This window comes from Streptomyces sp. O3 (genome assembly GCF_054788135.1).
Genome location: NZ_JBTVYK010000042.1, coordinates 28,607 through 49,319, shown reverse-complemented (window position 1 = coordinate 49,319; position 20,713 = coordinate 28,607). Strand labels below are relative to the sequence as shown.

At 71.0% G+C, this 20,713-nt stretch carries 21 protein-coding genes; 16 read left to right on the top strand and 5 right to left on the bottom strand.

What is annotated here, in order from left to right:
* The first annotated feature begins 271 nt into the window (after positions 1 to 271).
* From ACX6XY_RS21320 to ACX6XY_RS21310, 3 genes are all read left to right on the top strand, one after another.
* Positions 272 to 1,213, top strand: a complete 942-nt coding sequence (locus ACX6XY_RS21320; protein WP_460332975.1) for a heme o synthase — start codon at positions 272 to 274, stop codon at positions 1,211 to 1,213.
* Positions 1,214 to 1,267: 54 nt separating this feature from the next.
* Entirely contained in the window at positions 1,268 to 1,624 is a 357-nt protein-coding gene (locus ACX6XY_RS21315; protein ID WP_460332973.1) for a hypothetical protein, read from the top strand.
* Between the two features lie 80 nt (positions 1,625 to 1,704).
* The gene (locus tag ACX6XY_RS21310; protein WP_460332970.1) at positions 1,705 to 2,793 is read left to right on the top strand and encodes an amidohydrolase family protein; all 1,089 of its coding nucleotides are present in this window, start codon (positions 1,705 to 1,707) and stop codon (positions 2,791 to 2,793) included.
* Here the strand turns inward: ACX6XY_RS21310 and ACX6XY_RS21305 are convergent.
* From ACX6XY_RS21305 to ACX6XY_RS21295, 3 genes are all read right to left on the bottom strand, one after another.
* On the bottom strand, positions 2,782 to 3,777 hold the full coding sequence (locus ACX6XY_RS21305) for a COX15/CtaA family protein (RefSeq protein ID WP_460332968.1): 996 nt from the start codon (positions 3,775 to 3,777) through the stop codon (positions 2,782 to 2,784). The genes ACX6XY_RS21310 and ACX6XY_RS21305 overlap by 12 nt on opposite strands.
* Positions 3,778 to 3,838: 61 nt before the next feature.
* Positions 3,839 to 4,606, bottom strand: coding sequence for an ABC transporter permease (locus ACX6XY_RS21300; RefSeq protein ID WP_460332965.1), 768 nt, complete (start codon positions 4,604 to 4,606; stop codon positions 3,839 to 3,841).
* 186 nt (positions 4,607 to 4,792) lie between these two features.
* Complete coding sequence (locus ACX6XY_RS21295; protein ID WP_460332962.1) at positions 4,793 to 5,725, bottom strand: ABC transporter ATP-binding protein; 933 nt, start codon at positions 5,723 to 5,725, stop codon at positions 4,793 to 4,795.
* A gap of 148 nt (positions 5,726 to 5,873) precedes the next feature.
* Between ACX6XY_RS21295 and ACX6XY_RS21290 the strand changes: the two genes are divergently transcribed.
* From ACX6XY_RS21290 to ACX6XY_RS21255, 8 genes are all read left to right on the top strand, one after another.
* The gene (locus tag ACX6XY_RS21290) at positions 5,874 to 6,626 is read left to right on the top strand and encodes a helix-turn-helix transcriptional regulator (RefSeq protein ID WP_460332959.1); all 753 of its coding nucleotides are present in this window, start codon (positions 5,874 to 5,876) and stop codon (positions 6,624 to 6,626) included.
* A complete protein-coding gene (gene sufB, locus ACX6XY_RS21285; protein ID WP_460332956.1) occupies positions 6,623 to 8,047 on the top strand; it encodes a Fe-S cluster assembly protein SufB in 1,425 nt (474 codons plus the stop codon). Before ACX6XY_RS21290 ends, sufB begins: the two co-directional genes overlap by 4 nt.
* Before the next feature lie 61 nt (positions 8,048 to 8,108).
* Positions 8,109 to 9,287, top strand: coding sequence for a Fe-S cluster assembly protein SufD (sufD, locus tag ACX6XY_RS21280; RefSeq protein WP_460332953.1), 1,179 nt, complete (start codon positions 8,109 to 8,111; stop codon positions 9,285 to 9,287).
* A complete protein-coding gene (locus tag ACX6XY_RS21275) occupies positions 9,287 to 9,604 on the top strand; it encodes a non-heme iron oxygenase ferredoxin subunit (protein ID WP_411058776.1) in 318 nt (105 codons plus the stop codon). Before sufD ends, ACX6XY_RS21275 begins: the two co-directional genes overlap by 1 nt.
* A gap of 7 nt (positions 9,605 to 9,611) precedes the next feature.
* Positions 9,612 to 10,376: a Fe-S cluster assembly ATPase SufC gene (sufC, locus tag ACX6XY_RS21270; RefSeq protein WP_460332949.1), complete on the top strand. Its 765-nt coding sequence runs from the start codon at positions 9,612 to 9,614 to the stop codon at positions 10,374 to 10,376.
* Complete coding sequence (locus ACX6XY_RS21265) at positions 10,373 to 11,629, top strand: cysteine desulfurase (RefSeq protein WP_460332947.1); 1,257 nt, start codon at positions 10,373 to 10,375, stop codon at positions 11,627 to 11,629. The genes sufC and ACX6XY_RS21265 overlap by 4 nt, the downstream gene beginning before the upstream one ends.
* Before the next feature lie 31 nt (positions 11,630 to 11,660).
* Entirely contained in the window at positions 11,661 to 12,137 is a 477-nt protein-coding gene (sufU, locus tag ACX6XY_RS21260; protein WP_460332944.1) for a Fe-S cluster assembly sulfur transfer protein SufU, read from the top strand.
* A complete protein-coding gene (locus tag ACX6XY_RS21255; protein WP_460332941.1) occupies positions 12,134 to 12,562 on the top strand; it encodes a metal-sulfur cluster assembly factor in 429 nt (142 codons plus the stop codon). Before sufU ends, ACX6XY_RS21255 begins: the two co-directional genes overlap by 4 nt.
* A 99-nt stretch (positions 12,563 to 12,661) precedes the next feature.
* Here the strand turns inward: ACX6XY_RS21255 and ACX6XY_RS21250 are convergent, their stop codons facing one another.
* Positions 12,662 to 13,729, bottom strand: coding sequence for a DUF7847 domain-containing protein (locus ACX6XY_RS21250; RefSeq protein WP_460332938.1), 1,068 nt, complete (start codon positions 13,727 to 13,729; stop codon positions 12,662 to 12,664).
* Between the two features lie 266 nt (positions 13,730 to 13,995).
* Here ACX6XY_RS21250 and ACX6XY_RS21245 point away from each other — a divergent pair, with 266 nt between their 5' ends.
* The 4 genes from ACX6XY_RS21245 to ACX6XY_RS21230 all read left to right on the top strand — a co-directional run bounded on the left by ACX6XY_RS21245 (position 13,996) and on the right by ACX6XY_RS21230 (position 16,958).
* The gene (locus ACX6XY_RS21245) at positions 13,996 to 14,316 is read left to right on the top strand and encodes a DMT family transporter (protein ID WP_411058768.1); all 321 of its coding nucleotides are present in this window, start codon (positions 13,996 to 13,998) and stop codon (positions 14,314 to 14,316) included.
* Positions 14,316 to 14,876, top strand: coding sequence for a TetR/AcrR family transcriptional regulator (locus ACX6XY_RS21240; protein WP_460332934.1), 561 nt, complete (start codon positions 14,316 to 14,318; stop codon positions 14,874 to 14,876). Before ACX6XY_RS21245 ends, ACX6XY_RS21240 begins: the two co-directional genes overlap by 1 nt.
* Before the next feature lie 201 nt (positions 14,877 to 15,077).
* Positions 15,078 to 16,067, top strand: a complete 990-nt coding sequence (gene dapD, locus ACX6XY_RS21235; protein ID WP_460332931.1) for a 2,3,4,5-tetrahydropyridine-2,6-dicarboxylate N-succinyltransferase — start codon at positions 15,078 to 15,080, stop codon at positions 16,065 to 16,067.
* 180 nt (positions 16,068 to 16,247) lie between these two features.
* The gene (locus ACX6XY_RS21230) at positions 16,248 to 16,958 is read left to right on the top strand and encodes an antibiotic biosynthesis monooxygenase (protein WP_460332928.1); all 711 of its coding nucleotides are present in this window, start codon (positions 16,248 to 16,250) and stop codon (positions 16,956 to 16,958) included.
* Positions 16,959 to 17,006: 48 nt separating this feature from the next.
* Here the strand turns inward: ACX6XY_RS21230 and ACX6XY_RS21225 are convergent, their stop codons facing one another.
* Positions 17,007 to 18,875 (bottom strand): endonuclease/exonuclease/phosphatase family protein, encoded by a 1,869-nt coding sequence (locus ACX6XY_RS21225; protein ID WP_460333000.1) that lies wholly within the window; start codon positions 18,873 to 18,875, stop codon positions 17,007 to 17,009.
* 306 nt (positions 18,876 to 19,181) lie between these two features.
* Between ACX6XY_RS21225 and ACX6XY_RS21220 the strand changes: the two genes are divergently transcribed.
* Positions 19,182 to 20,687, top strand: coding sequence for a hypothetical protein (locus ACX6XY_RS21220; RefSeq protein WP_460332925.1), 1,506 nt, complete (start codon positions 19,182 to 19,184; stop codon positions 20,685 to 20,687).
* Positions 20,688 to 20,713: the final 26 nt, after the last annotated feature.

Sequence of the window (20,713 nt, the reverse complement as noted above, 5' to 3'; positions counted from 1 at the left end):
CGCCGACTCATCCGAGCACCGGCCGACTCAAACCAGCCTGCCGGGCGTCGGCCGTCTTCGCCTCCCGAGGCGGCGTGAGGCGCGTGAGGCGCGTGAGCCTCCCGAGGTGAGTACGTCGAACGCGGCACGGCCGCCCAACACGAGCGCACCCCCGCGAAGAGCCGGGTATGGGCAACGTCTACAGTGGCGTGGTACGCGCGAGCCTTTACCGGGTCTTCACGTCCCGTGTCCATGACCTGTGGCTCGCTGGGAGTCTGTGTCAGGGGTGTGCGTGACGGCCGTTGAATCCCGTCCTGCGGGGGTGCTCGGTACGAGCCCGGGCCGCCGGCCTCTCGGGGCCCGAGTCATGGCGTTCGTGGCGCTGACGAAGCCGAGGATCATCGAGCTGCTGCTCATCACGACCGTTCCGGTCATGTTCCTGGCCGAGCAGGGCGTGCCCAACCTGTGGCTGGTGCTCGCCACCTGCGTCGGCGGCTATCTGTCCGCGGGCGGCGCCAACGCGCTCAACATGTACATCGACCGCGACATCGACGCGCTCATGGACCGTACGGCCCAGCGGCCGCTGGTCACCGGGATGGTCAGCCCGCGCGAGGGGCTGGTCTTCGGCTCCGCGCTCGCGGTGATCTCCACGATGTGGTTCGGCCTGCTGGTCAACTGGCTGTCCGCCGGACTCGCGCTGGGCGCGCTGCTCTTCTACGTCGTCGTCTACACGATGATCCTCAAGCGGCGTACCGCGCAGAACATCGTGTGGGGCGGCATCGCCGGATGCATGCCGGTGCTGATCGGCTGGTCCGCGGTCACGAACTCCATGTCCTGGGCCGCCGTCATCCTCTTCCTGGTCATCTTCTTCTGGACGCCGCCGCACTACTGGCCGCTGTCGATGAAGGTGAAGGACGACTACGCGCGCGTGGGCGTCCCCATGCTCCCGGTGCTGGCCTCCAACCGGGTCGTCGCCCGGCAGATCGTCGTCTACAGCTGGGTGATGGTCGCGGTCTCGCTGCTGCTGACCCCGCTCGGCTACACCGGCTGGTTCTACACCGCGGTGGCGCTGCTCACGGGCGGCTTCTGGCTCTGGGAGGCGCACGCCCTGCAGGCCCGTGCCAAGGCCGGGGTCACCGGCGCCAAGCTCAAGGAGATGCGGCTGTTCCACTGGTCCATCACCTATGTCTCGCTGCTTTTCGTGGCCGTGGCCGTGGACCCGTTCCTGCGCTGATCAGCGGGCGGCCATCGATTGCCCGACCGATTACCCGCGAGTAGCATCGGGTGTATGGCAGAGACCCAGGCGGAACAGAACGCCACCGACCAGGCCCCCGACCCCCGCGCACAGCGCCGGGCGGCGAAGCTCGCCAAGCAGATCGGCGCGTTCGCCAAGGCGCACGGCGGCGCCGAGGGGCAGCTCGCGTACATCGGCGAGCGCGGCACCCGGATCGTGCTCGTCGGCTCCGACGGCGCCTGGGGCGACCTGGTGGCGCCCAGCCACCCGATCGCGCGGCGCGCCGCCGAGGCGTCCGGCATCACCCTGCACGAGGCCTTCGACGGCGACTTCGCGGCCAGCGTGAAGACCGGCCCGTACGAGTGGAGCCGCATGGCGGGCATCCAGATCGGCGGACCCCGCAACAGCTGAGCCCGAAGCGACACCTGAATCCCCGCTCATCCGTTAGGACGGTAAGAGAGCCGTAAGACGGTCCAGAGCGGGGAGCCCGGATGATCGAGACGCCGTCCCTGGTGGACCAGTGCTGCCACGGGGTGCTCCGTACGGAGCTGGGCCTCGGCACCTTCGAGGCGCAGCTCGGCCAGGGGCAGGGCCCGCCCGCCCCCGGCACCACGTTCTTCGACACCCAGACCGGTTTCGCGGTACGCCGCTGGTGCCCACCGCTGCTCGGCCTCGAACCGCACTGCCCGCCCGCCCGCTACCTGGCCAGACGCCGCGAACTCGGCGTGGCCGAGTCGGACCGGCGGCTGCTGCGCGGCACCGGCATCACCACCTACCTGGTCGACACCGGGCTCCCCGGCGACCTCACCGGACCGTCCGAGCTGGCCGCCGCGGGCGCGGCCCGAGCCCATGAGATCGTCCGCCTGGAGCTGCTCGCCGAGCAGGTGGCCGACACCTCGGGCACCGTCGAGTCCTTCCTGGGCAACCTCGCGGAGTCGGTGCACGCCGCCGCCGCGGGCGCCGTCGCCTTCACCTCGGTCGCCGGGCAGCGGCACGGGCTCGCGCTGGCCCCCGAGCCGCCCGACGCGGGCGAGGTGCGCGGCGCCGCCTCCCGCTGGCTGGCCGCCCGCGAGGTCGGCGGCCAGCTGACCGATCCGGTGCTGCTGCGGCATCTGCTGTGGATCGCGGTCGCCAGCGGGCTGCCGCTCCAGCTGCACACCGGCGCGAGTGATCCGCAGACGTACCTCGGCGCGTTCGCACGAGCCACCGCCGGGCTCGGCACCGACCTGGTGCTGCTGCACGGCTACCCGTACCACCGGCACGCCGCACGGCTGGCCGGGACCTTCCCGCATGTGTACGCGGATCTGGGCCCCGCGCCGGTCCGTACCGGGGCGCGTGCGGCGGCCCTGCTCGCCGAAGTGCTGGAGCTGGCGCCGTTCGGCAAGCTGCTGTTCTCCAGCGGCGCGCGGGGGCTGCCCGAACTCCATGTGGTGGCGGCCCGGCTGTTCCGCGAGGCGCTGGGGCGGGTGCTGGGCGGCTGGGTCGCCGAAGGCGCCTGGTCGCGCGGGGACGCGGACCGGGTGGCCGCCCTCATCGCGGCGGGCAACGCCCGCCGGGTCTACGGACTGTCAGACGGCTGACAGCCGGGACGCGGCCGGCGCCGGGACGCTCACGGCGCCGTGCGGGCGCTCGCGCAGCGACAGCAGCACCCGCAGCACCGCGATCCACACCAGGCAGGAGCCGAGCATATGCAGCCCGACCAGCACCTCGGGCAGCCCCGTGAAGTACTGGACGTACCCCAGCACCCCCTGGGCCATCAGCACCACGAACAGCTCCCGCGTCCGGCCCAGCGGCCCGCGCGGCGCGTCGAACGCCTTCAGCACCAGCCACAGCGCGAGGGTGAGGGCCACCACGACCCAGGCGGCCGCCGCGTGCACCCTGCTGATGAACTCCGGATCGAAGAACATCCGCGGCACGTCGCTGGAGTCGCCCGCGTGCGGCCCCGAGCCGGTCACCGCGGTACCCGCGACGACCAGCGCCGCCGAGGCGGCCAGCAGCGCCCACACCAGCTTCCGCACCGCCCCGCCGACCAGCGGACGCGGCGCGGCGTCGCCCTCGCGGGCACGCTGCCACATCACCGTGGCGGCGGTGATCAGCGCGGTCGAGAGCAGGAAGTGCAGCGCCACGGTGTACGGGTTGAGACCGACCAGGACCACGATGCCGCCCAGCACCGCGTTGCCCATCACCAGCCAGAACTGCGTCCAGCCGAGCCGGGTCAGATCCCGGCGGCGCGGCTTGACGGAGCGCGCCGCGACGATCGCCCAGCCTACGGCGGCGCACAGCACGTAGGTGAGCATGCGGTTGCCGAACTCGATGACGCCGTGCAGGCCCATCTCGCTGGTCGCCGTGAGCGACTCGTCGGTGCACTTGGGCCAGGTCGGGCAGCCGAGGCCCGAGCCGGTCAGCCGCACCGCGCCGCCGGTCACCACGATGGCCACGCTCATCACCAGCGAGGCCAGGATCGCGCGCTGGACGATCCGGGGCGACGGAGACCAGCGCTCGGCGATGTAGGCGAGCGGGTTGCGCGCGGCTTGGGCGAGTTCCGCCCGGTTCAGGTTCGGCACGGGGTCATCCTAGGAGGGGGCTTGTGCATCCGTTCACGAGGGGTGCCATACCCCTGCGAGATCACTCCCAGCGGAAAAACCGGGCGGCCGCGCCCAGGCCCAGCACCGCCCACACCGCCAGGATCGCGAGGTTCCCCCAGGGCAGCCCGGCGCCGTCCCGCAGCACGTCCCGCAGCCCGTCGCTGAGCGCCGAGATCGGCAGCAGCCCGAGCACCGACTGGGCCCCGTCCGGGAACTTGTCCAGCGGCACGATCACCCCGCCGCCCACCAGGAGCAGCAGGAAGACCAGGTTCGCCGCGGCCAGCGTCGCCTCGGCCCGCAGGGTTCCCGCCATCAGCAGCCCGAGCCCGGAGAACGCCGCCGTGCCGAGCACCAGGAGCAGCAGCACGGACAGCGGGCCGCCGTGCGGCGACCAGCCGAGCCCGAACGCGATCGCCGTCAGCAGGGCGACCTGGAGCACCTCGGTGACCAGCACCGCCAGGGTCTTCGCCGCCATCAGCGCCCACCGCGGCAGCGGCGAGGTCCCCAGCCGCTTCAGGACCCCGTACCGCCGCTCGAAGCCGGTGGCGATGGCCTGCCCGGTGAAGGCGGTGGACATCACGGCGAGCGCCAGGACGCCCGGCGCCAGGAAGTCCACGGGCTCGCCCGCCCCCGTGTCGACGACGTCGACCGTCGAGAACAGCACCAGCAGCAGCGAGGGGATGACGACGGTCAGCAGCAGCTGCTCGCCGTTGCGCAGCAGCATCCTCGTCTCGAGCGCCGTCTGCGCCGCGATCATGCGCCCGACCGGGGCGGCCCCCGGCTTCGGCGTGTACGTACCGGCGCTCATCCGCGCAGCTCCTTACCGGTCAGCTCCAGGCTGTGTCTTTCCGGGGGGCAACCCCCGGACCCCCGGCCGGGGGCGGTGGTGCGAACCCGAGTCATGAGCGCAGCTCCTTACCGGTCAGCTCCAGGCTGTGTCTTTCCGGGGGACAACCCCCGGACCCCCGGCCGGGGGCAGTGGCGCGAGCCCGAGTCATGAGCGCAGCTCCTTACCGGTCAGCTCCAGAAAGACGTCCTCCAGCGTGTGCCGCTCGACCGAGATGCGGTCCGGCAGGACGCCGTGCTGGGCGCACCACGAGGTGACGGTGGCCAGCAGCTGCGGGCTGACCGTACCGGTCACCCGGTACGAGCCCGGAGTGAGCTCGGCCGCCGCGGCGTCCATCGGCAGGGCCTTGAGCAGCGAGGCGACGTCGAGTCCGGGACGCCCGGTGAAGCGCAGGGTGTTCTCGGCGCCGCCCCGGCAGAGCTCCTCGGGGCTGCCCTGGGCGGCCACCCGGCCCTCGTCGATGATCGCGACATCGTCGGCGAGCTGCTCGGCCTCGTCCATGTAGTGGGTGGTGAGGATGGTGCTCACGCCGTCGGCGCGCAGATCTCGTACGAGGTCCCAGGCGGCGCGGCGGGCCTGCGGGTCGAGGCCCGCCGTCGGCTCGTCCAGGAAGACCAGCTCGGGGCGGCCCACCACGGCCATGGCCAGGGCGAGCCGCTGCTGCTGGCCGCCGGAGAGCCTGCGGTACGTCGTGCGCCCGCAGCCGCCGAGGCCCAGGCGCTCGATCAGCGCGTCCACGTCCAGGGGGTGGGCGTGCAGCCGGGCCATGTGCCGCAGCATCTCGTCGGCGCGGGCGCCCGAGTAGACGCCGCCGGACTGCAGCATCACGCCGATCCTGGGCCGCAGCGCGGCGGCCTGCCCGATCGGGTCGAGGCCCAGCACGCGCACCGTGCCCGCGTCGGGTGCGCGGTAGCCCTCGCAGGTCTCGACGGTGCTGGTCTTGCCCGCGCCGTTCGGCCCGAGCACGGCGGTGATCCCCGCTCTCGCCGTCAGGTCGAGGCCGTCGACGGCGGTCTTCGATCCATACCGTTTCACCAGGCCGCGGATCTGGACTACCTCGGTGACGGGGTCTGCGCGCATGTCGCGAAGTCTATTGACGAGGGGAAGAGGGCCGGTGCGGGGGCCGCTTCCGACCAGCGGAATTAGGTAACCCTTAGTGACTGAAGCCACCTAGGTGCGTTTCCTGTGCGGCTTGTCGGGGCCGAAGGAATTACGCAACAATGGCGTTGTGAAAAACGTTGGCGAGGCTCCGCAGGAGGAACTCGCGGCGGGTTCGCGTTCGGATCACTCCACGCGCAACCGCGTCGCGCGCTCCATCCTGGACCACGGCCCGTCCACTGTGGCCGAGCTCGCGAAGCGTCTGGGGCTCACCCAGCCGGCCGTCCGCCGGCACCTTGACGCGCTGGTCGCCGACGCCGTTGTGGAACCCCGTGAACAGCGCGTTTACGGCACACGCGGCCGCGGCCGGCCGGCCAAGGCGTTCGCACTGACCGACTGCGGCCGGGACGCCTTCGACCAGTCGTACGACAAGCTGGCCGTCGAGGCCCTCAACTGGATCGCCCAGGCGGCGGGCGGCGGCGAGCGCGGCGAGGCCGCGGTCGCGGCCTTCGCCAGGGAGCGGTTCGCGGCGCAGGCCGAGGCCTACCGCAAGATGCTCGACGGCGCCGCCCCCGATGAGCGCACCGAGGCACTGGCCAAGGCACTCTCGGCCGACGGGTACGCTGCTACTGCGCGTAGCGCGCCCCAGCCGCAACAGGGTGAGCAGCTGTGCCAGCACCACTGTCCCGTTGCGCACGTGGCCGAGCAGTTCCCGCAGCTCTGCGAGGCGGAGACCGAGTTCTTCGGCCGTCTGCTCGGCACCCACGTCCAGCGGCTGGCCACCATCGCCCACGGGGACGGCGTGTGCACCACGCACATTCCCCGTACCGAGCACCCCAGCAAGTCCACCACTGCAAGCACGGCCGGGAGGAACCCCGCATGACTCTCCCCATCGAGGAGACTGCCCACCCTGAGCTCGAGGGTCTGGGTAAGTACGAATACGGCTGGGCCGACTCCGACGCGGCCGGCGCCGCAGCCAAGCGAGGCCTGAGCGAGGACGTCGTCCGCGATATCTCCGCCAAGAAGGACGAGCCGGAGTGGATGACCAAGCTCCGCCTCAAGGGCCTCAAGCTGTTCGAGAAGAAGCCCATGCCCACCTGGGGTTCCGACCTCTCGGGCATCGACTTCGACAACATCAAGTACTTCGTGCGGTCGACCGAGCAGCAGGCCGAGTCCTGGGAGGATCTGCCCGAGGACATCAAGAACACCTACGACAAGCTGGGCATCCCCGAGGCCGAGAAGCAGCGCCTGGTCGCCGGTGTCGCCGCCCAGTACGAGTCCGAGGTCGTCTACCACCAGATCCGCGAGGACCTGGAGGAGCAGGGCGTCATCTTCCTGGACACCGACACCGCGCTCAAGGAGCACCCGGAGCTCTTCAAGGAGTACTTCGGCACGGTCATCCCGGTCGGCGACAACAAGTTCGCCTCGCTGAACAGCGCGGTGTGGTCCGGCGGCTCCTTCATCTACGTGCCGAAGGGCGTGCACGTCGAGATCCCGCTGCAGGCCTACTTCCGGATCAACACCGAGAACATGGGCCAGTTCGAGCGCACCCTGATCATCGTCGACGAGGACGCCTACGTCCACTACGTCGAGGGCTGCACCGCGCCGATCTACAAGTCGGACTCGCTGCACTCCGCGGTCGTCGAGATCATCGTCAAGAAGGGCGGCCGCTGCCGCTACACGACCATCCAGAACTGGTCGAACAACGTCTACAACCTGGTCACCAAGCGCGCCGTGGCCTACGAGGGCGCGACCATGGAGTGGGTCGACGGCAACATCGGCTCCAAGGTGACCATGAAGTACCCGGCCGTCTACCTGATGGGCGAGCACGCCAAGGGCGAGACCCTGTCCATCGCCTTCGCGGGCGAGGGCCAGCACCAGGACGCCGGCGCCAAGATGGTCCACATGGCCCCGAACACCTCGTCGAACATCGTCTCCAAGTCGGTGGCGCGCGGCGGCGGCCGCACCTCCTACCGCGGCCTGATCGAGATCGGCGAGGGCGCTCCGGGCGCGAAGTCCAACGTGCTCTGTGACGCGCTGCTGGTCGACACCGTCTCCCGCTCGGACACGTACCCGTACGTGGACGTCCGCGAGGACGACGTGTCCATGGGCCACGAGGCCACCGTGTCCAAGGTCTCCGAGGACCAGCTGTTCTACCTGATGAGCCGCGGCCTGACCGAGTTCGAGGCGATGGCCATGATCGTGCGCGGCTTCGTCGAGCCGATCGCCAAGGAGCTGCCCATGGAGTACGCGCTGGAGCTCAACCGGCTGATCGAGCTGCAGATGGAAGGCGCGGTCGGCTGACGCCACCGCCCGCATCCCGCAGCTACACGTCTTGACCCAGAGAGAGAGCACTACGACAGCCATGGCTGAGGCTCAGAACATCCCGGTGGGATCCACCACCGCCGGATCCATCGCGGTGGCCGCCGAGTCCACCGTCGCCACCCGTATGAGTGCGCCCCCGTCCTTCGACGTGGCGGACTTCCCGGTCCCGCACGGCCGCGAGGAGGAGTGGCGGTTCACGCCGCTGGAGCGCCTCAAGGGTCTGCACGACGGCACCGCGAAGGCCGACGGCGTCCTCAAGGCCGAGATCGACGCCCCCGAAGGCGTCACCGTCGAGGCCGTGACCCGAGACGACGCGCGCGTCGGCAAGGCCGGCAAGCCGGTCGACCGGGTCGCCGCCCAGGCGTTCTCGTCCTTCGAGAAGGCGACCGTCGTCTCGGTGCCCAAGGAGCGGGTGCTCACCGAGCCGGTGCGGGTCAGCCTGCACGGCGAGGGCGGCACCACCTTCGGGCACACCGTCTTCGACGTCGGCGCCTTCGCCGAGGCCGTCATCGTCATCGACCACACCGGCGACGCCGTCCGCGCCGCCAACGTCGACTTCCTGATCGGCGACGGCGCCAAGGTCACCGTCGTCTCCGTGCAGGACTGGGACGACACCGCCGTCCACGTCTCCCAGCACAACGCCCTGGTCGGCCGGGACGCCTCCTTCAAGTCGGTCGTGGTGACCTTCGGCGGCGACGTCGTACGGCTGCACCCGCGCGTCGACTACGCGGGCCCCGGCGGCGAGGCCGAGCTGTTCGGCCTGTACTTCACCGACGCCGGCCAGCACCAGGAGCACCGCCTCCTGGTCGACCACGCCGTCCCGCACTGCAAGTCCAACGTCGCTTACAAGGGCGCGCTCCAGGGCGACGACGCGCACGCCGTCTGGATCGGCGACGTCCTCATCGAGGCCGCCGCCGAGGGCACCGACACCTACGAGATGAACCGCAACCTCGTCCTCACCGACGGCGCGCGGGTCGACTCGGTGCCGAACCTGGAGATCGAGACCGGCGAGATCGTCGGCGCCGGGCACGCGAGCGCGACCGGCCGCTTCGACGACGAGCAGCTCTTCTACCTGATGTCCCGAGGCATCCCGCAGACCGAGGCCCGCCGCCTCGTGGTGCGCGGCTTCTTCGCCGAGCTGGTCCAGCAGATCGGCGTCCCGGACATCGAAGAGCGCCTGCTCGCCAAGATCGAGGCCGAGCTGGAGGCGTCGGTCTGATGACGTACGTACGCGCCTGCGGCCTCAGCGAGCTGGAAGGGGACACCCCCAAGCGGGTGGAACTCGACGGCACGCCGGTCTCGGTCGTCCGCACCGAGGGCGAGGTGTTCGCGATCTACGACATCTGCTCGCACGCGAACGTCTCGCTCTCCGAGGGCGAGGTGGAGGACTGCCAGATCGAGTGCTGGCTGCACGGCTCCAGCTTCGACCTCCGCACCGGCAAGCCGTCCGGCCTTCCCGCGACGCGCCCCGTCCCCGTATACCCCGTAAAGATCGAAGGGGACGATGTGCTCGTCTCCCTCTCCCAGGAGTCCTGAGGCACCCATGGCAACGCTTGAAATCCGAGACCTGCACGTCACCGTCGAGGCGGACAACGCCGAGAAGGAGATCCTCAAGGGTGTCGACCTGACTGTGAAGCAGGGCGAGACCCACGCCATCATGGGCCCCAACGGCTCCGGCAAGTCCACCCTCGCGTACTCCATCGCGGGCCACCCGAAGTACACCATCACCAGCGGCACCGTCACCCTCGACGGCGAGGACGTCCTGGAGATGTCCGTCGACGAGCGCGCCCGCGCCGGAATGTTCCTGGCCATGCAGTACCCGGTCGAGGTCCCCGGCGTCTCGGTCTCCAACTTCCTGCGCACCTCCGCCACCGCCGTCCGCGGCGAGGCCCCCAAGCTGCGTACCTGGGTGAAGGAGGTCAAGACCGCGATGGAGGACCTCCAGATGGACCCCTCCTTCGCGGAGCGCAACGTCAACGAGGGCTTCTCCGGCGGTGAGAAGAAGCGCCACGAGATCCTCCAGCTGGAGCTGCTCAAGCCGAAGATCGCGATCCTCGACGAGACCGACTCCGGCCTGGACGTGGACGCCCTGCGCCAGGTCTCCGCGGGCGTCAACCGCGTCCACCAGACCGGCGAGGTCGGCACCCTGCTGATCACGCACTACACGCGCATCCTGCGCTACATCAAGCCCGACTTCGTGCACGTGTTCGCGAACGGCCGCATCGCCGAGTCCGGCGGCGCGGAGCTCGCCGACAAGCTGGAGGCCGAGGGCTACGAGGCATACACGAAGGGTGGCGCATCCGAGTGACACAGCTGCCGGGCCTCCTCGACACTGAGGCGATCCGCAAGGACTTCCCGATCCTGGACCGGGTGCTCCACGACGGCAAGAAACTCGTCTACCTGGACAACGCGGCGACCTCCCAGACGCCGCGCCAGGTGCTCGACGTGATCTCCGAGTACTACGAGCAGCACAACGCCAACGTCCACCGCGGCGTGCATGTCCTCGCCGAGGAGGCCACGGCGCTGTACGAAGGCGCCCGAGACAAGGTCGCGGAGTTCGTCAACGCGCCCAGCCGGGACGAGGTGATCTTCACCAAGAACGCCTCCGAGTCGCTGAACCTCGTGGCCAACATGCTCGGCTGGGCCGACGAGCCCTACCGCGTGGACCACGAGACCGAGATCGTCATCACGGAGATGGAGCACCACTCCAACATCGTTCCGTGGCAGCTGCTCTCGCAGCGCACCGGCGCGAAGCTGAAGTGGTTCGGCCTCACCGACGACGGCCGTCTCGACCTGTCCGACATCAACGAGGTCATCACCGAGAAGACGAAGATCGTTTCCTTCGTCCTGGTCTCCAACATCCTGGGCACCCTCAACCCGGTCGAGGCGATCGTCCGCCGCGCCCAGGAGGTCGGCGCGCTGGTCCTGATCGACGCCTCGCAGGCCGCCCCGCACATGCCGCTGGACGTGCAGGCGCTGGGCGCCGACTTCGTGGCCTTCACCGGCCACAAGATGTGCGGCCCGACCGGCATCGGCGTGCTGTGGGGCCGCCAGGAGCTGCTGGAGGACCTGCCGCCGTTCCTCGGCGGCGGCGAGATGATCGAGACCGTCTCGATGAACTCCTCGACCTACGCGCCCGCCCCGCACAAGTTCGAGGCCGGTACGCCCCCGGTGTCCCAGGCCATCGCGCTCGGCGCGGCCGTGGACTACCTCAGCGCGATCGGCATGGACAAGATCGCGCGGCACGAGCACGCGATCACCGAGTACGCCGTCCAGCGGCTGCGGGAGGTCCCGGACCTGAGGATCATCGGCCCGGTGACGGCCGAGGACCGCGGCGCCGCGATCTCCTTCGTACTCGGCGACATCCACCCGCACGACGTGGGCCAGGTTCTGGACGAACAGGGCATCGCGGTCCGGGTCGGCCACCACTGCGCGCGGCCGGTCTGCCTGCGGTATGGAATTCCCGCGACCACGCGAGCGTCGTTCTATCTGTACTCCACGCCGGCCGAGGTCGACCAGCTGGTGGACGGCTTGGAGCACGTACGGAACTTTTTCGGTTGAGGACGACGAGGCAGCGGCTGAGGGTTGACTGGTGAAGCTTGATTCCATGTACCAGGAAGTGATCCTGGACCACTACAAGCACCCCCACGGGCGTGGCCTGCGGGACGGCGACGCCGAGGTGCACCACGTCAATCCGACGTGCGGCGACGAGATCACGCTTCGCGTGAAGTACGACGGCTCGCGCATCGCGGACGTGTCGTACGAGGGGCAGGGCTGCTCGATCAGCCAGGCCAGCGCGTCGGTGCTGAACGACCTGCTGGTCGGCAAGGAGCTGGCCGAGGCGCGTCGCATCCAGGAGGTGTTCCTGGAGCTGATGCAGTCCAAGGGCAAGCTGGAGCCGGACGACGCCATGGAGGAGGTGCTGGAGGACGCGGTCGCGTTCGCCGGTGTCTCCAAGTACCCGGCGCGCGTGAAGTGTGCTCTGCTGAGCTGGATGGCGTGGAAGGACGCGACGGCGCAGGCGCTGGGCGAGGACGACCGCGAGAGTGCTGTGAGGAAGATCGCATGACTGACAACGCCGTAACCGAGACGGACGCGGCGGCGGAGACCGCCGGGGCGGAGAGCACGGCGGCGGAGAGCCCCGAGGCGCCCGCCGCCGACGGTGCCGCCGCGGCCGTCGCCAAGCCCGCCTCCGAGGAGGAGGTCCGCGAGGCGCTGCTGGACGTCGTCGACCCCGAGCTGGGCATCGACGTCGTCAACCTCGGACTGATCTACGGGGTCCACGTCGACGACGCCAACATCGCCACCGTCGACATGACGCTGACGTCCGCGGCCTGCCCGCTGACCGACGTCATCGAGGACCAGGCGAAGTCCGCGACCGACGGTATCGTCAACGAGCTCCGGATCAACTGGGTCTGGATGCCGCCGTGGGGCCCGGACAAGATCACGGACGACGGCCGCGAGCAGCTTCGCGCGCTCGGCTTCAACGTCTGAGCGAGCCGCCGCACGCCGACACCGCTGAACGCCCGAAGGGCCCCGTGCTTCCCGCACGGGGCCCTTCGTCCTTCGGCGTGGTGTGCCGCGCGGCGGCGCTCAGCCCGTGTACGGCTGGCCGTAGGGCGACTGGGGCGACTGGGCCGGGTGCGGCTCACCGCCGTACGGCTGGCCTGGGTACGGCGGCGGGGGCGGCTGCACCCCGGCCGCCTCGGCCAGCGCCGGGGCGAGGTTCTCGACCCGGATGCGGCGGTCCACGTACAGCAGGCCGACCGACAGCTGGGGCAGCACGGTGGTGATGAACTGGTGGACCACCATGCCGAGCACATAGAGCACTCCGAGGGCCGCCAGCGGGACGACGAGCTCGCCCCCCGCCGGATCGCCGCCCGGCATCATGGCCAGGGAGACGAACACGCCGCCGTAGCTGAACGGCATGCTGGCGAAGTAGCCGATCACGCCGGCGATGACCATGACCAGCAGCTGGATGCCGAAGGTCCGCCACCACGCGCCCCGCACCAGCTCCGCCGAGCGGCGCAGCGCCCCCACCGGGCCCTGCTTCTCGAAGACCACGGCGGCCGGGGCGAGGCTGTAGCGGACATAGAGCCAGGTCGCCAGGGGCCACAGGGCCAGCATGCCGATCAGGAAGACCGCGAAGGCGGTGCCCAACGACGTCCCGTCGCTGTCGGCCACCGTGCCTGTCAGGAACGCGACGAGCCCGACCAGGAGCAACGGCACGGCGACGATCAGCGAGTAGAGGAGCTGCGTGCCGAGCATCGCCGGGATCCGGGGTGACGCGCGCCGCCAGACCTCGCCGAAGGACGGCCGTCGGCCGAGCACCGCGTCCTGGACGACGACCAGGCAGGCGGCGTTCATCAGGGCCAGCGTCACCACGAAGACCAGCAGCGAGGCCAGCCCCGCGCCGCCGAAGGCGCCGAGCACCGGGATGACGTCGGCGGAGTCCGCCGACTCGCCGGCCGGCAGGTCGAAGAGCGTCCGCAGATGGTCGAAGACCGTGTACGCCGCGATGCCGAAGGCGGCGCCGGTCAGCAGGCCCGCGCTGAGCAGGATCGCCGCGGCCATGGCGACCAGCGGCTTGAGGTTGCGCCCCAGCGCGGAGAACCCGCCGCCGAGTATGTCTCCGACGGTGAGCGGTGCCAGCGGGACCACTCCGGGCTTCGGCGGCTGCGCCGCCCAGCCCTGTCCCCAGCCCGGAGCTCCCCAGCCCGGAGCCCCCCAGCCTGGGGGGCCTGGAGGTCCCCAGCCCTGAGGTCCCCACCCCGATGTGTTCGCCATCGCTTTTTACTCCGTTGTTCCTGTGCGTCCCGGATGACCGGGAGGTCGCGACACGATATCCCCCGCCGCCCGCACGTGGGCACCCGGTGGTGCGCGACGACTGTGTACAGTCGTACACAACGTTGTGTACGCTCGTACGCATGGGATACGGACTGCTGGCCGCGGCCATCGCGGCGGAGGTGGCCGGAACCACGGCCATGAAGTACAGCGAGGGGTTCACCAGGCTCTGGCCGTCCCTGGTGACCGTCGCCGGATATCTGCTCGCCTTCACGCTGCTCGCGCAGACCCTGAAGACCATGCAGGTCGGTACGGCCTACGCGATCTGGGCCGGGGTCGGCACCGCGGCGGTCGCCGCGATCGGCATGGTGTTCCTCGGCGAGGCGGCGAGCGCCGCGCGGCTGGCCGGGATCGCCCTCGTCGTCGGCGGCGTGGTGCTGCTCAACCTGGGCGGGGCGCACTGATGGCAGCCCGCCGCTACGACCCCGAGCGCCGCCAGCGCATCATCGACGCCGCGATCCGCGTGGTGGGCCGCAAGGGCATCGCCGGGCTCAGCCACCGGTCGGTCGCGGCCGAGGCCGATGTGCCGCTCGGCTCGACCACGTACCACTTCAAGAACCTCGACGACCTGATGGTCGCGGCGCTGCGGCAGACCAACGAGGGCTTCACCAAGGTCGCGCAGAAGCATCCCGGCCTGGACGACCCGCGCACCGATCTCGCCGCGGAGCTGGCCCAGCTGACGGGGGAGTGGATCTCCGGTGAGCGCACCGGCGTCGAGCTGGAGTACGAGCTGTACCTCGCGGCGCTGCGCAGGCCCGCGCTGCGTCCGGTCGCCGCGGAGTGGTGCGGCGTCGCCGACGTACTGGCCCGCCGCACCGACCCGGTGACCGCGCGGGCCCTGGCCGCGCTCATCGACGGCGTCTGCCTCCAGGTGCTGCTCACCGGCGGTGAGTACGACGAGGAGTACACACGCGAGATGCTCGCCCGCCTCATTCATGGTGCGGCTGCGGGTGGCCGCGGGTGAGGTGACGGTCGGCTCGCGCCGCCCGCGCGGCGTCCACGCTCGCCAGCGCCGCGAGGGCTGGTACGTCACCTGCGGGTGCGTTGTGGCTTGTCGCGCCCACGCGGCGGAAGCCGCATAGGGGTACGGCCCCGTGCCCCTTCGGGGCGCTCGGTGGCTGAGACCGGTTCGCCTCTGTGGTCCGGTGCCGGTTAGGTTTCTGCCATGACCGATACGACTGCTTTCCGCACCACCGGCGCCGTCGCCGCCGGGCTCGCCACGCTCGCCGCCGACGGCACCGTCCTGGACACCTGGTTCCCCGCCCCCGAACTGGCCGCCGAGCCCGGCCCCGCCGGTACCGAGCGGCTGAGCGCCGAGCGCGCCGTCGAGCTGCTCGGCGAGGGCGCGGCCAAGGCGATCCGGACGGACGCGCTCCGGGGCGTGGACGTCGTCGCGGTCCGTACGGTCATCGCCTCGCTCGACGACAAGCCGCTGGACGCCCACGACGCCTATCTGCGTCTGCACCTGCTCAGCCACCGCCTGGTCCGTCCGCACGGTCAGAACCTCGATGGGGTCTTCGGGCTGCTCTCCAACAACGCCTGGACCTCGCTCGGTCCGGTCGCCGTCGACCAGCTGGAGACCGTGCGGCTGAACGCCCGCGCCGCCGGACTGCACCTCCAGGTCACCAGCGTCGACAAGTTCCCGCGGATGACGGACTACGTGGCCCCCAAGGGCGTACGGATCGCCGACGCCGACCGGGTCCGGCTCGGCGCGCACCTCGCCGAGGGCACCACGGTCATGCACGAGGGCTTCGTGAACTTCAACGCGGGCACCCTGGGCACCTCCATGATCGAGGGCCGGATCTCCGCGGGCGTCGTCATCGGCGACGGCTCGGACATCGGCGGCGGCGCCTCCACCATGGGCACCCTCTCCGGCGGCGGCAAGGAGCGCATCGTCATCGGCGAACGCTGCCTGATCGGCGCCGAGGCCGGTGTCGGCATCGCGCTCGGCGACGAGTGCGTGGTCGAGGCGGGGCTTTACGTCACGGCCGGTACGCGCGTGACGATGCCCGACGGCCAGATCGTCAAGGCCCGCGAGCTGTCCGGCGCGAGCAACATCCTCTTCCGCCGCAACTCCGTGAGCGGCACCGTCGAGGCCCGCCCGAACAACGCCGTCTGGGGCGGGCTCAACGACATCCTGCACAGCAACGACTGAGCGGACGCCGAGAGTCGACGCCGCGGCCCGCACCGGACACCGTCCGGCGCGGGCCGCGCCGCGTTCACCCGGCCAGTCCCGGGCCCCCGTCCTCAGACCGTCCTTGACGTCAACCTTGGTTGAGGTTTGATCATGGAGTCACAGCACCCCGAACGGGGTTCCTGAACTGAGGAGTTCGGCATGAACGTGCGCATCGACACCCTGCCCCGGATCACCCGCCCCGGCGTCGGCGCGGTACTCGTCAGCACCTGGCGGGTCGGCGCCCCCGAGCGTCAGCGGGCGGCGGTGGAGGCGATCCGCGCGACGTGGGAGCGCAGGCCCTGGCCGACCGCCGACCTCGTCGGGTACAGCGTCCTCACCGGCACCGACGGGGACACCCTGCTGCATTACTCGCAATGGCGCGACGTCCAGGCGTTCGACGCGTTCGTACGGGAGCACCGCGATGAGCGGAACGCGGAGATCGACGCCGCCGTGCCCGGCATCGAGCGCGTCGCGCTCGACAAGTACGAGCTCTACCGCAGCACGACGCCGCACGACGAGCCTCGTACCCCCGGCGCCATCGTGATCGTCGACGTGGAGTTCGAAGGACCGGACGCACGGCGGCAACAGGACTGGGTCGACGCCGTCTTCGACGCGCTGGACTCCGACGAGAAGCCGCACCCCGGCGGCGTCTCCGGCCACTTCCACACCAGCCTGGACGGCGCCCGCGTGCTCAACTACGCCGAGTGGGAGAGCGAGCAGGCCCATATCGAGGCGCTCGCGGCCCCCGGTGACGGCATCGGCAGCCCCACGCCTCAGTGGCACCGGGTGCGGAACTTCCCTGGACTGACCTCGGGCGGCGGCGTACGGCGCTACCTGCCCGCGATCAGCCTCAGCGCCGCCGCGGCGTGAGCCGGGCCGGGCTCCTGGCGCCAGGAACCCGGCCCGGCTCACGGGGAGTCACGGCCGGAAGCGCAGCACCTGCGGGTCGTGGTCGCTGTTCTGCTGGGCGAACTCCGCGTTGATGTGCACGCTGTCGTACTCGAAGCGGCGAATCGACGGGCTGGTCAGGATCTGGTCGAGGACCTGGCTGTTGCCCTGGTAGACGTACGAGTACCGCTCCTCGCGGGGCAGCGACTTGACGGCCGGGTAGAGCACCCCGCAGTCGGTCAGCGCCTTCGTGGTCGCCGAGAACTCGAAGTCGTTGATGTCGCCGAGCACGATGACGTCGGCCTTCTTCTGGATCGCCAGAATGTCCTTCACCAGGCCGTTGACGGCCTGCGCCTGCCGCAGCCGCTTCGCCTCGGACTTGCGGTTCGGCGGCTGGAGGTGCGCGGTCAGCGACTGGTCCCCGCCCTTGGAGCCGAAGTGGTTGGCGATCAGGAACACCGTGCGGCCGCGGAAGGTGAACTCGCCCGCGAGCGGCTTGCGGCTGTTGTCCCAGGCGTCGTTCGTCGGGTCGACCCGGCCCGGCGAGTGGGTCAGCGCGGCCTTGCCCCGCCGCTTGACCACACCGGTCGCGGTGGTGGCGTCGCCGCCCGGCCGGTCGGTGAACGACACCCGCGCGGGGTTGAACAGGAACACCGAGCGGATGTTGCCGCCCGGCCGGCCGCCGTCCTGGTTGTTCTCGGGGTCGATCGAGCGCCAGTCGTAGGCGGGCCCGCCCGCGGCCTCGATCGCGTCCGTGAACCGCTTCAGGGTCTCGTCGGCGGCGACCGTGCCGTCGTTCTCCGGGCCGCTGTTGTCCTGGATCTCCTCCAGCGTGAGGATGTCGGGGCTCGCGAGGTTGTCCACCACCGCGCCGGCGAGCGCGTCGAACTTCTCCTGCGAGTCGGCCGCGCTGAGGTTCTCCACGTTGTACGTGGCGACGGCCAGCTCCTTGCGGCGCTGCTTGCGGGTCTTCTCCGGCTCAAGCCCGTTGCCGGCGACCGTGCCCAGGGTGCGGGCGACCAGGTTGTAGCCGCCGTACTGGTCGAAGTCCAGCGGGCCCTCGGTCCGGCCGGTCAGCTCGTCCCCGACGTCAGCCTGCGGGAACGGCCGCTCGGAGAACGGGGCGAGCTGCTCGACCTTCAGCCGCCCGCCGTTCTGCGAGGTGTACGAACCGTAGACGGTCCCGCCGCGCGGGCTGGCGTTCTGCTCGGGCTCGACCGTGACCCACAGCTCCCCGTACTTGGTGCTGGGGCCGACCACACGAGAGGTGCCGATGGCGACGTTCATGCCCTCCAGCGACTCGTAGAAGTCCAGGGCGTAGGCGTCGGGCCGCAGTTCCAGCCCGTTGACGCTGCCGCCGTCGGCCGGGTCGCCGTCGGGTACGTACGCGTCGGGCACGGCCCCGGCGTCGATGACCACGGGGGCGGGCAGCGCGTTGCCCGAGGAGTCCACGGTGACCGTCGGCTTGGAGATCTGGGTGACCGACTGGTTGCCGGACTTGGCGCCGCCCGGAATGTACTCGCCGACGAGGCCGGACACCCGTACCGCGTCGCCCGTCTTCACGGTGGGCGCGGACCCGGTGTAGACGAAGACGCCTTCGCTGGTGGCGGGATCGGCGTCGGCCCGCGGGTCCTGGATCCAGAAGCCGCGCGAGCCGTAGGTGCGGACCCCGGTCACGATGCCGGAGACATCGCTGACCCGCTGCCCGGCGAGCGGCGAGAGGCGGGTGCCGCCCTGGATGTCGTGGATGCGGACGGCCCCGGCGCTCCCGTACGCGTCGGCCGGGGCGGAGCTGGCGGTGGTGGCGGAGAGGAGCCCCGCGGCCAGTGCGGTGGCCACGACGGCGGAGACGGCCGCGGAGCGGCGGACCGTGCGGTGGGAAGCGGGGGAGGAAGGCATCGCTATTCGCGGTGGCATCGACGGACTCCGTGCTGGATGAGGGGAGAGCGGCCGGAAGGCCCTGGAGTTCTACGCGCGTCAATCTCTTCTGTCGTCAAGGAACTTGTCAAGGGTTCATCGATGGACGGCTTCTGACGAGTACATGAACCGGGCGGCAGGGGGCGAAATCCGTCTACGCTGGGTCTGGGCCAGAACCACCGAGACCCGCGGGATCCCCCGAGATCCACCGCGATCCCCCTCATACCCGCCCAGACCGAACCCGGATCCACCGAGACCTCTGAGTCCGCCCGAGGAGAGAACCAGCCGATGTCCTCAGAACGCTCCACCCTGCCGCCGGTACGGCTGACTTCCGAGGCGGAGCTCGCGCGGGACGCGCTCGCCAGCCCGCTGCTCGCCCGCGCCGTGCGGCTCGCCCGCTGGGCGGGTCCGCACACGCGGGTCGGCGCAGGCGGCGAACTCGTCGACGCCCAACTGCCGGACGCGGCGGCGCACCTCGGCTACGACGCGGACGACGAGGACGGCCCCGCGTACGCCAGCGAGGCCTGGCGGGTCGCGGTGGACACCGGCCTGGTGGACATCGTTGACGGCGACCCGGCCGGCTCGGGCGAGTCGGACGACGCCGAAGGCGCCGTCACCGCCGGGGAGGACCTCGCGCTCGTCACGTCGGGCAGCCCGCAGGACATCCTCGCGCTCTGGCTCGCCGCCCTGGAGACCGTACTCGCCGACGCCACCGTGCCCGACCTGGACGGCATCGTCGACGCGCTGCACAACGGCGGCGACCTCAACCTGGACGAGCTGGACTGGGACCCGGACGCCGAAGCCGACTTCCTGGACGGCGTACTCGGCAACCTCTATCTGCTGACCGTCGGCGAGGTCGCCACGAGCGGTCCGGACGCCGGGGGCCCGGGGGCCGGCGGCGAGCCGGTGCCGCTGCCCGCGCTCGCCGCGTCGATGATCGTGCCCGACGACATGGGCGAGCCCACCGACGACATCCTGGAGCAGGTCTCCGACGCGATGATGCGCCTGGACGACCAGTTCCGGACGCTGGAGCCGATCGGTCTCGTCGAGTTCCAGCCCGTCGACGAGACGCTGATGGCCGAGGCCGGTACGGAGCCCGAGCCGCTGGACACGCCCGCCGACGAGGAGGACGTCTCCCGCTACGGACTCGTGCGGCTGACCCCGCTCGGCCTGTACGGCGTACGCGCCCGGATGCTGGAGGCCGGGATCGACGCGCCCGCCGTGGGCGACCTCGCGGACAAGGGCGCCGACACCCTCCTCGACCTCACCGCCGACTTCCCGCAGTCCGCGGCCCGCGCCGAGACCGAGCAGTGGCTCGCCAGGCGCGAACCCCTCGCCGCCGCACGGGAGTTGCTGGCCGCCGCGCGCGGCGGCGACGAGCGTGCGCCGCTGCGCCGCCTGCACTGCCAGCAGGCCCTGTCCCTGGTGGACGACCAGGCCGAGCCCGCGCTGCGCGAGGTGCTCGACGACGCGGAACTCGGCGGCCTGGCCCGCGTCTGGCTCACCGAACGCGCGGCCGCGGACGTGCCGGCGCCGAGCGAGGCGATGGTCTACTGGCTGACCGTCGACACCATCGCCGCGCAGCTCGCCGCCGAGGGCAACTCCGACGAACTCCAGGGCCTGGTGGAGGGTCTGGCCGAGCAGCACAGCGGCTTCTTCGACACGGCCTGGCGGGTCGACCACCCGGCGACCGCCGACGTCCTGGAGGCGATGGGGCGACTGCACCCCGACAAGCAGGTGGCCAAGGAGGCCCGCAAGGCGGCGTTCAAGGCCCGGTCGCTGCGGGGCGAGTAGGGGGCGCACGTACGCGCGGCGGCGCG

Excerpts from the sequence above, each read along its gene's own strand:
- ACX6XY_RS21310 (WP_460332970.1), top strand. The coding sequence starts at position 1,705 with ATGATCGAGACGCCGTCCCTGGTGGACCAGTGCTGCCACGGGGTGCTC.
- ACX6XY_RS21245 (WP_411058768.1), top strand. The coding sequence starts at position 13,996 with ATGGGATACGGACTGCTGGCCGCGGCCATCGCGGCGGAGGTGGCCGGA.
- ACX6XY_RS21300 (WP_460332965.1), bottom strand. The coding sequence starts at position 4,606 with ATGAGCGCCGGTACGTACACGCCGAAGCCGGGGGCCGCCCCGGTCGGG.
- ACX6XY_RS21240 (WP_460332934.1), top strand. The coding sequence starts at position 14,316 with ATGGCAGCCCGCCGCTACGACCCCGAGCGCCGCCAGCGCATCATCGAC.
- sufB (WP_460332956.1), top strand. The coding sequence starts at position 6,623 with ATGACTCTCCCCATCGAGGAGACTGCCCACCCTGAGCTCGAGGGTCTG.
- ACX6XY_RS21315 (WP_460332973.1), top strand. The coding sequence starts at position 1,268 with ATGGCAGAGACCCAGGCGGAACAGAACGCCACCGACCAGGCCCCCGAC.
- ACX6XY_RS21255 (WP_460332941.1), top strand. The coding sequence starts at position 12,134 with ATGACTGACAACGCCGTAACCGAGACGGACGCGGCGGCGGAGACCGCC.
- ACX6XY_RS21275 (WP_411058776.1), top strand. The coding sequence starts at position 9,287 with ATGACGTACGTACGCGCCTGCGGCCTCAGCGAGCTGGAAGGGGACACC.
- dapD (WP_460332931.1), top strand. The coding sequence starts at position 15,078 with ATGACCGATACGACTGCTTTCCGCACCACCGGCGCCGTCGCCGCCGGG.
- ACX6XY_RS21225 (WP_460333000.1), bottom strand. The coding sequence starts at position 18,875 with ATGCCTTCCTCCCCCGCTTCCCACCGCACGGTCCGCCGCTCCGCGGCC.
- ACX6XY_RS21220 (WP_460332925.1), top strand. The coding sequence starts at position 19,182 with ATGTCCTCAGAACGCTCCACCCTGCCGCCGGTACGGCTGACTTCCGAG.
- ACX6XY_RS21295 (WP_460332962.1), bottom strand. The coding sequence starts at position 5,725 with ATGCGCGCAGACCCCGTCACCGAGGTAGTCCAGATCCGCGGCCTGGTG.
- sufD (WP_460332953.1), top strand. The coding sequence starts at position 8,109 with ATGGCTGAGGCTCAGAACATCCCGGTGGGATCCACCACCGCCGGATCC.
- ACX6XY_RS21230 (WP_460332928.1), top strand. The coding sequence starts at position 16,248 with ATGAACGTGCGCATCGACACCCTGCCCCGGATCACCCGCCCCGGCGTC.
- sufC (WP_460332949.1), top strand. The coding sequence starts at position 9,612 with ATGGCAACGCTTGAAATCCGAGACCTGCACGTCACCGTCGAGGCGGAC.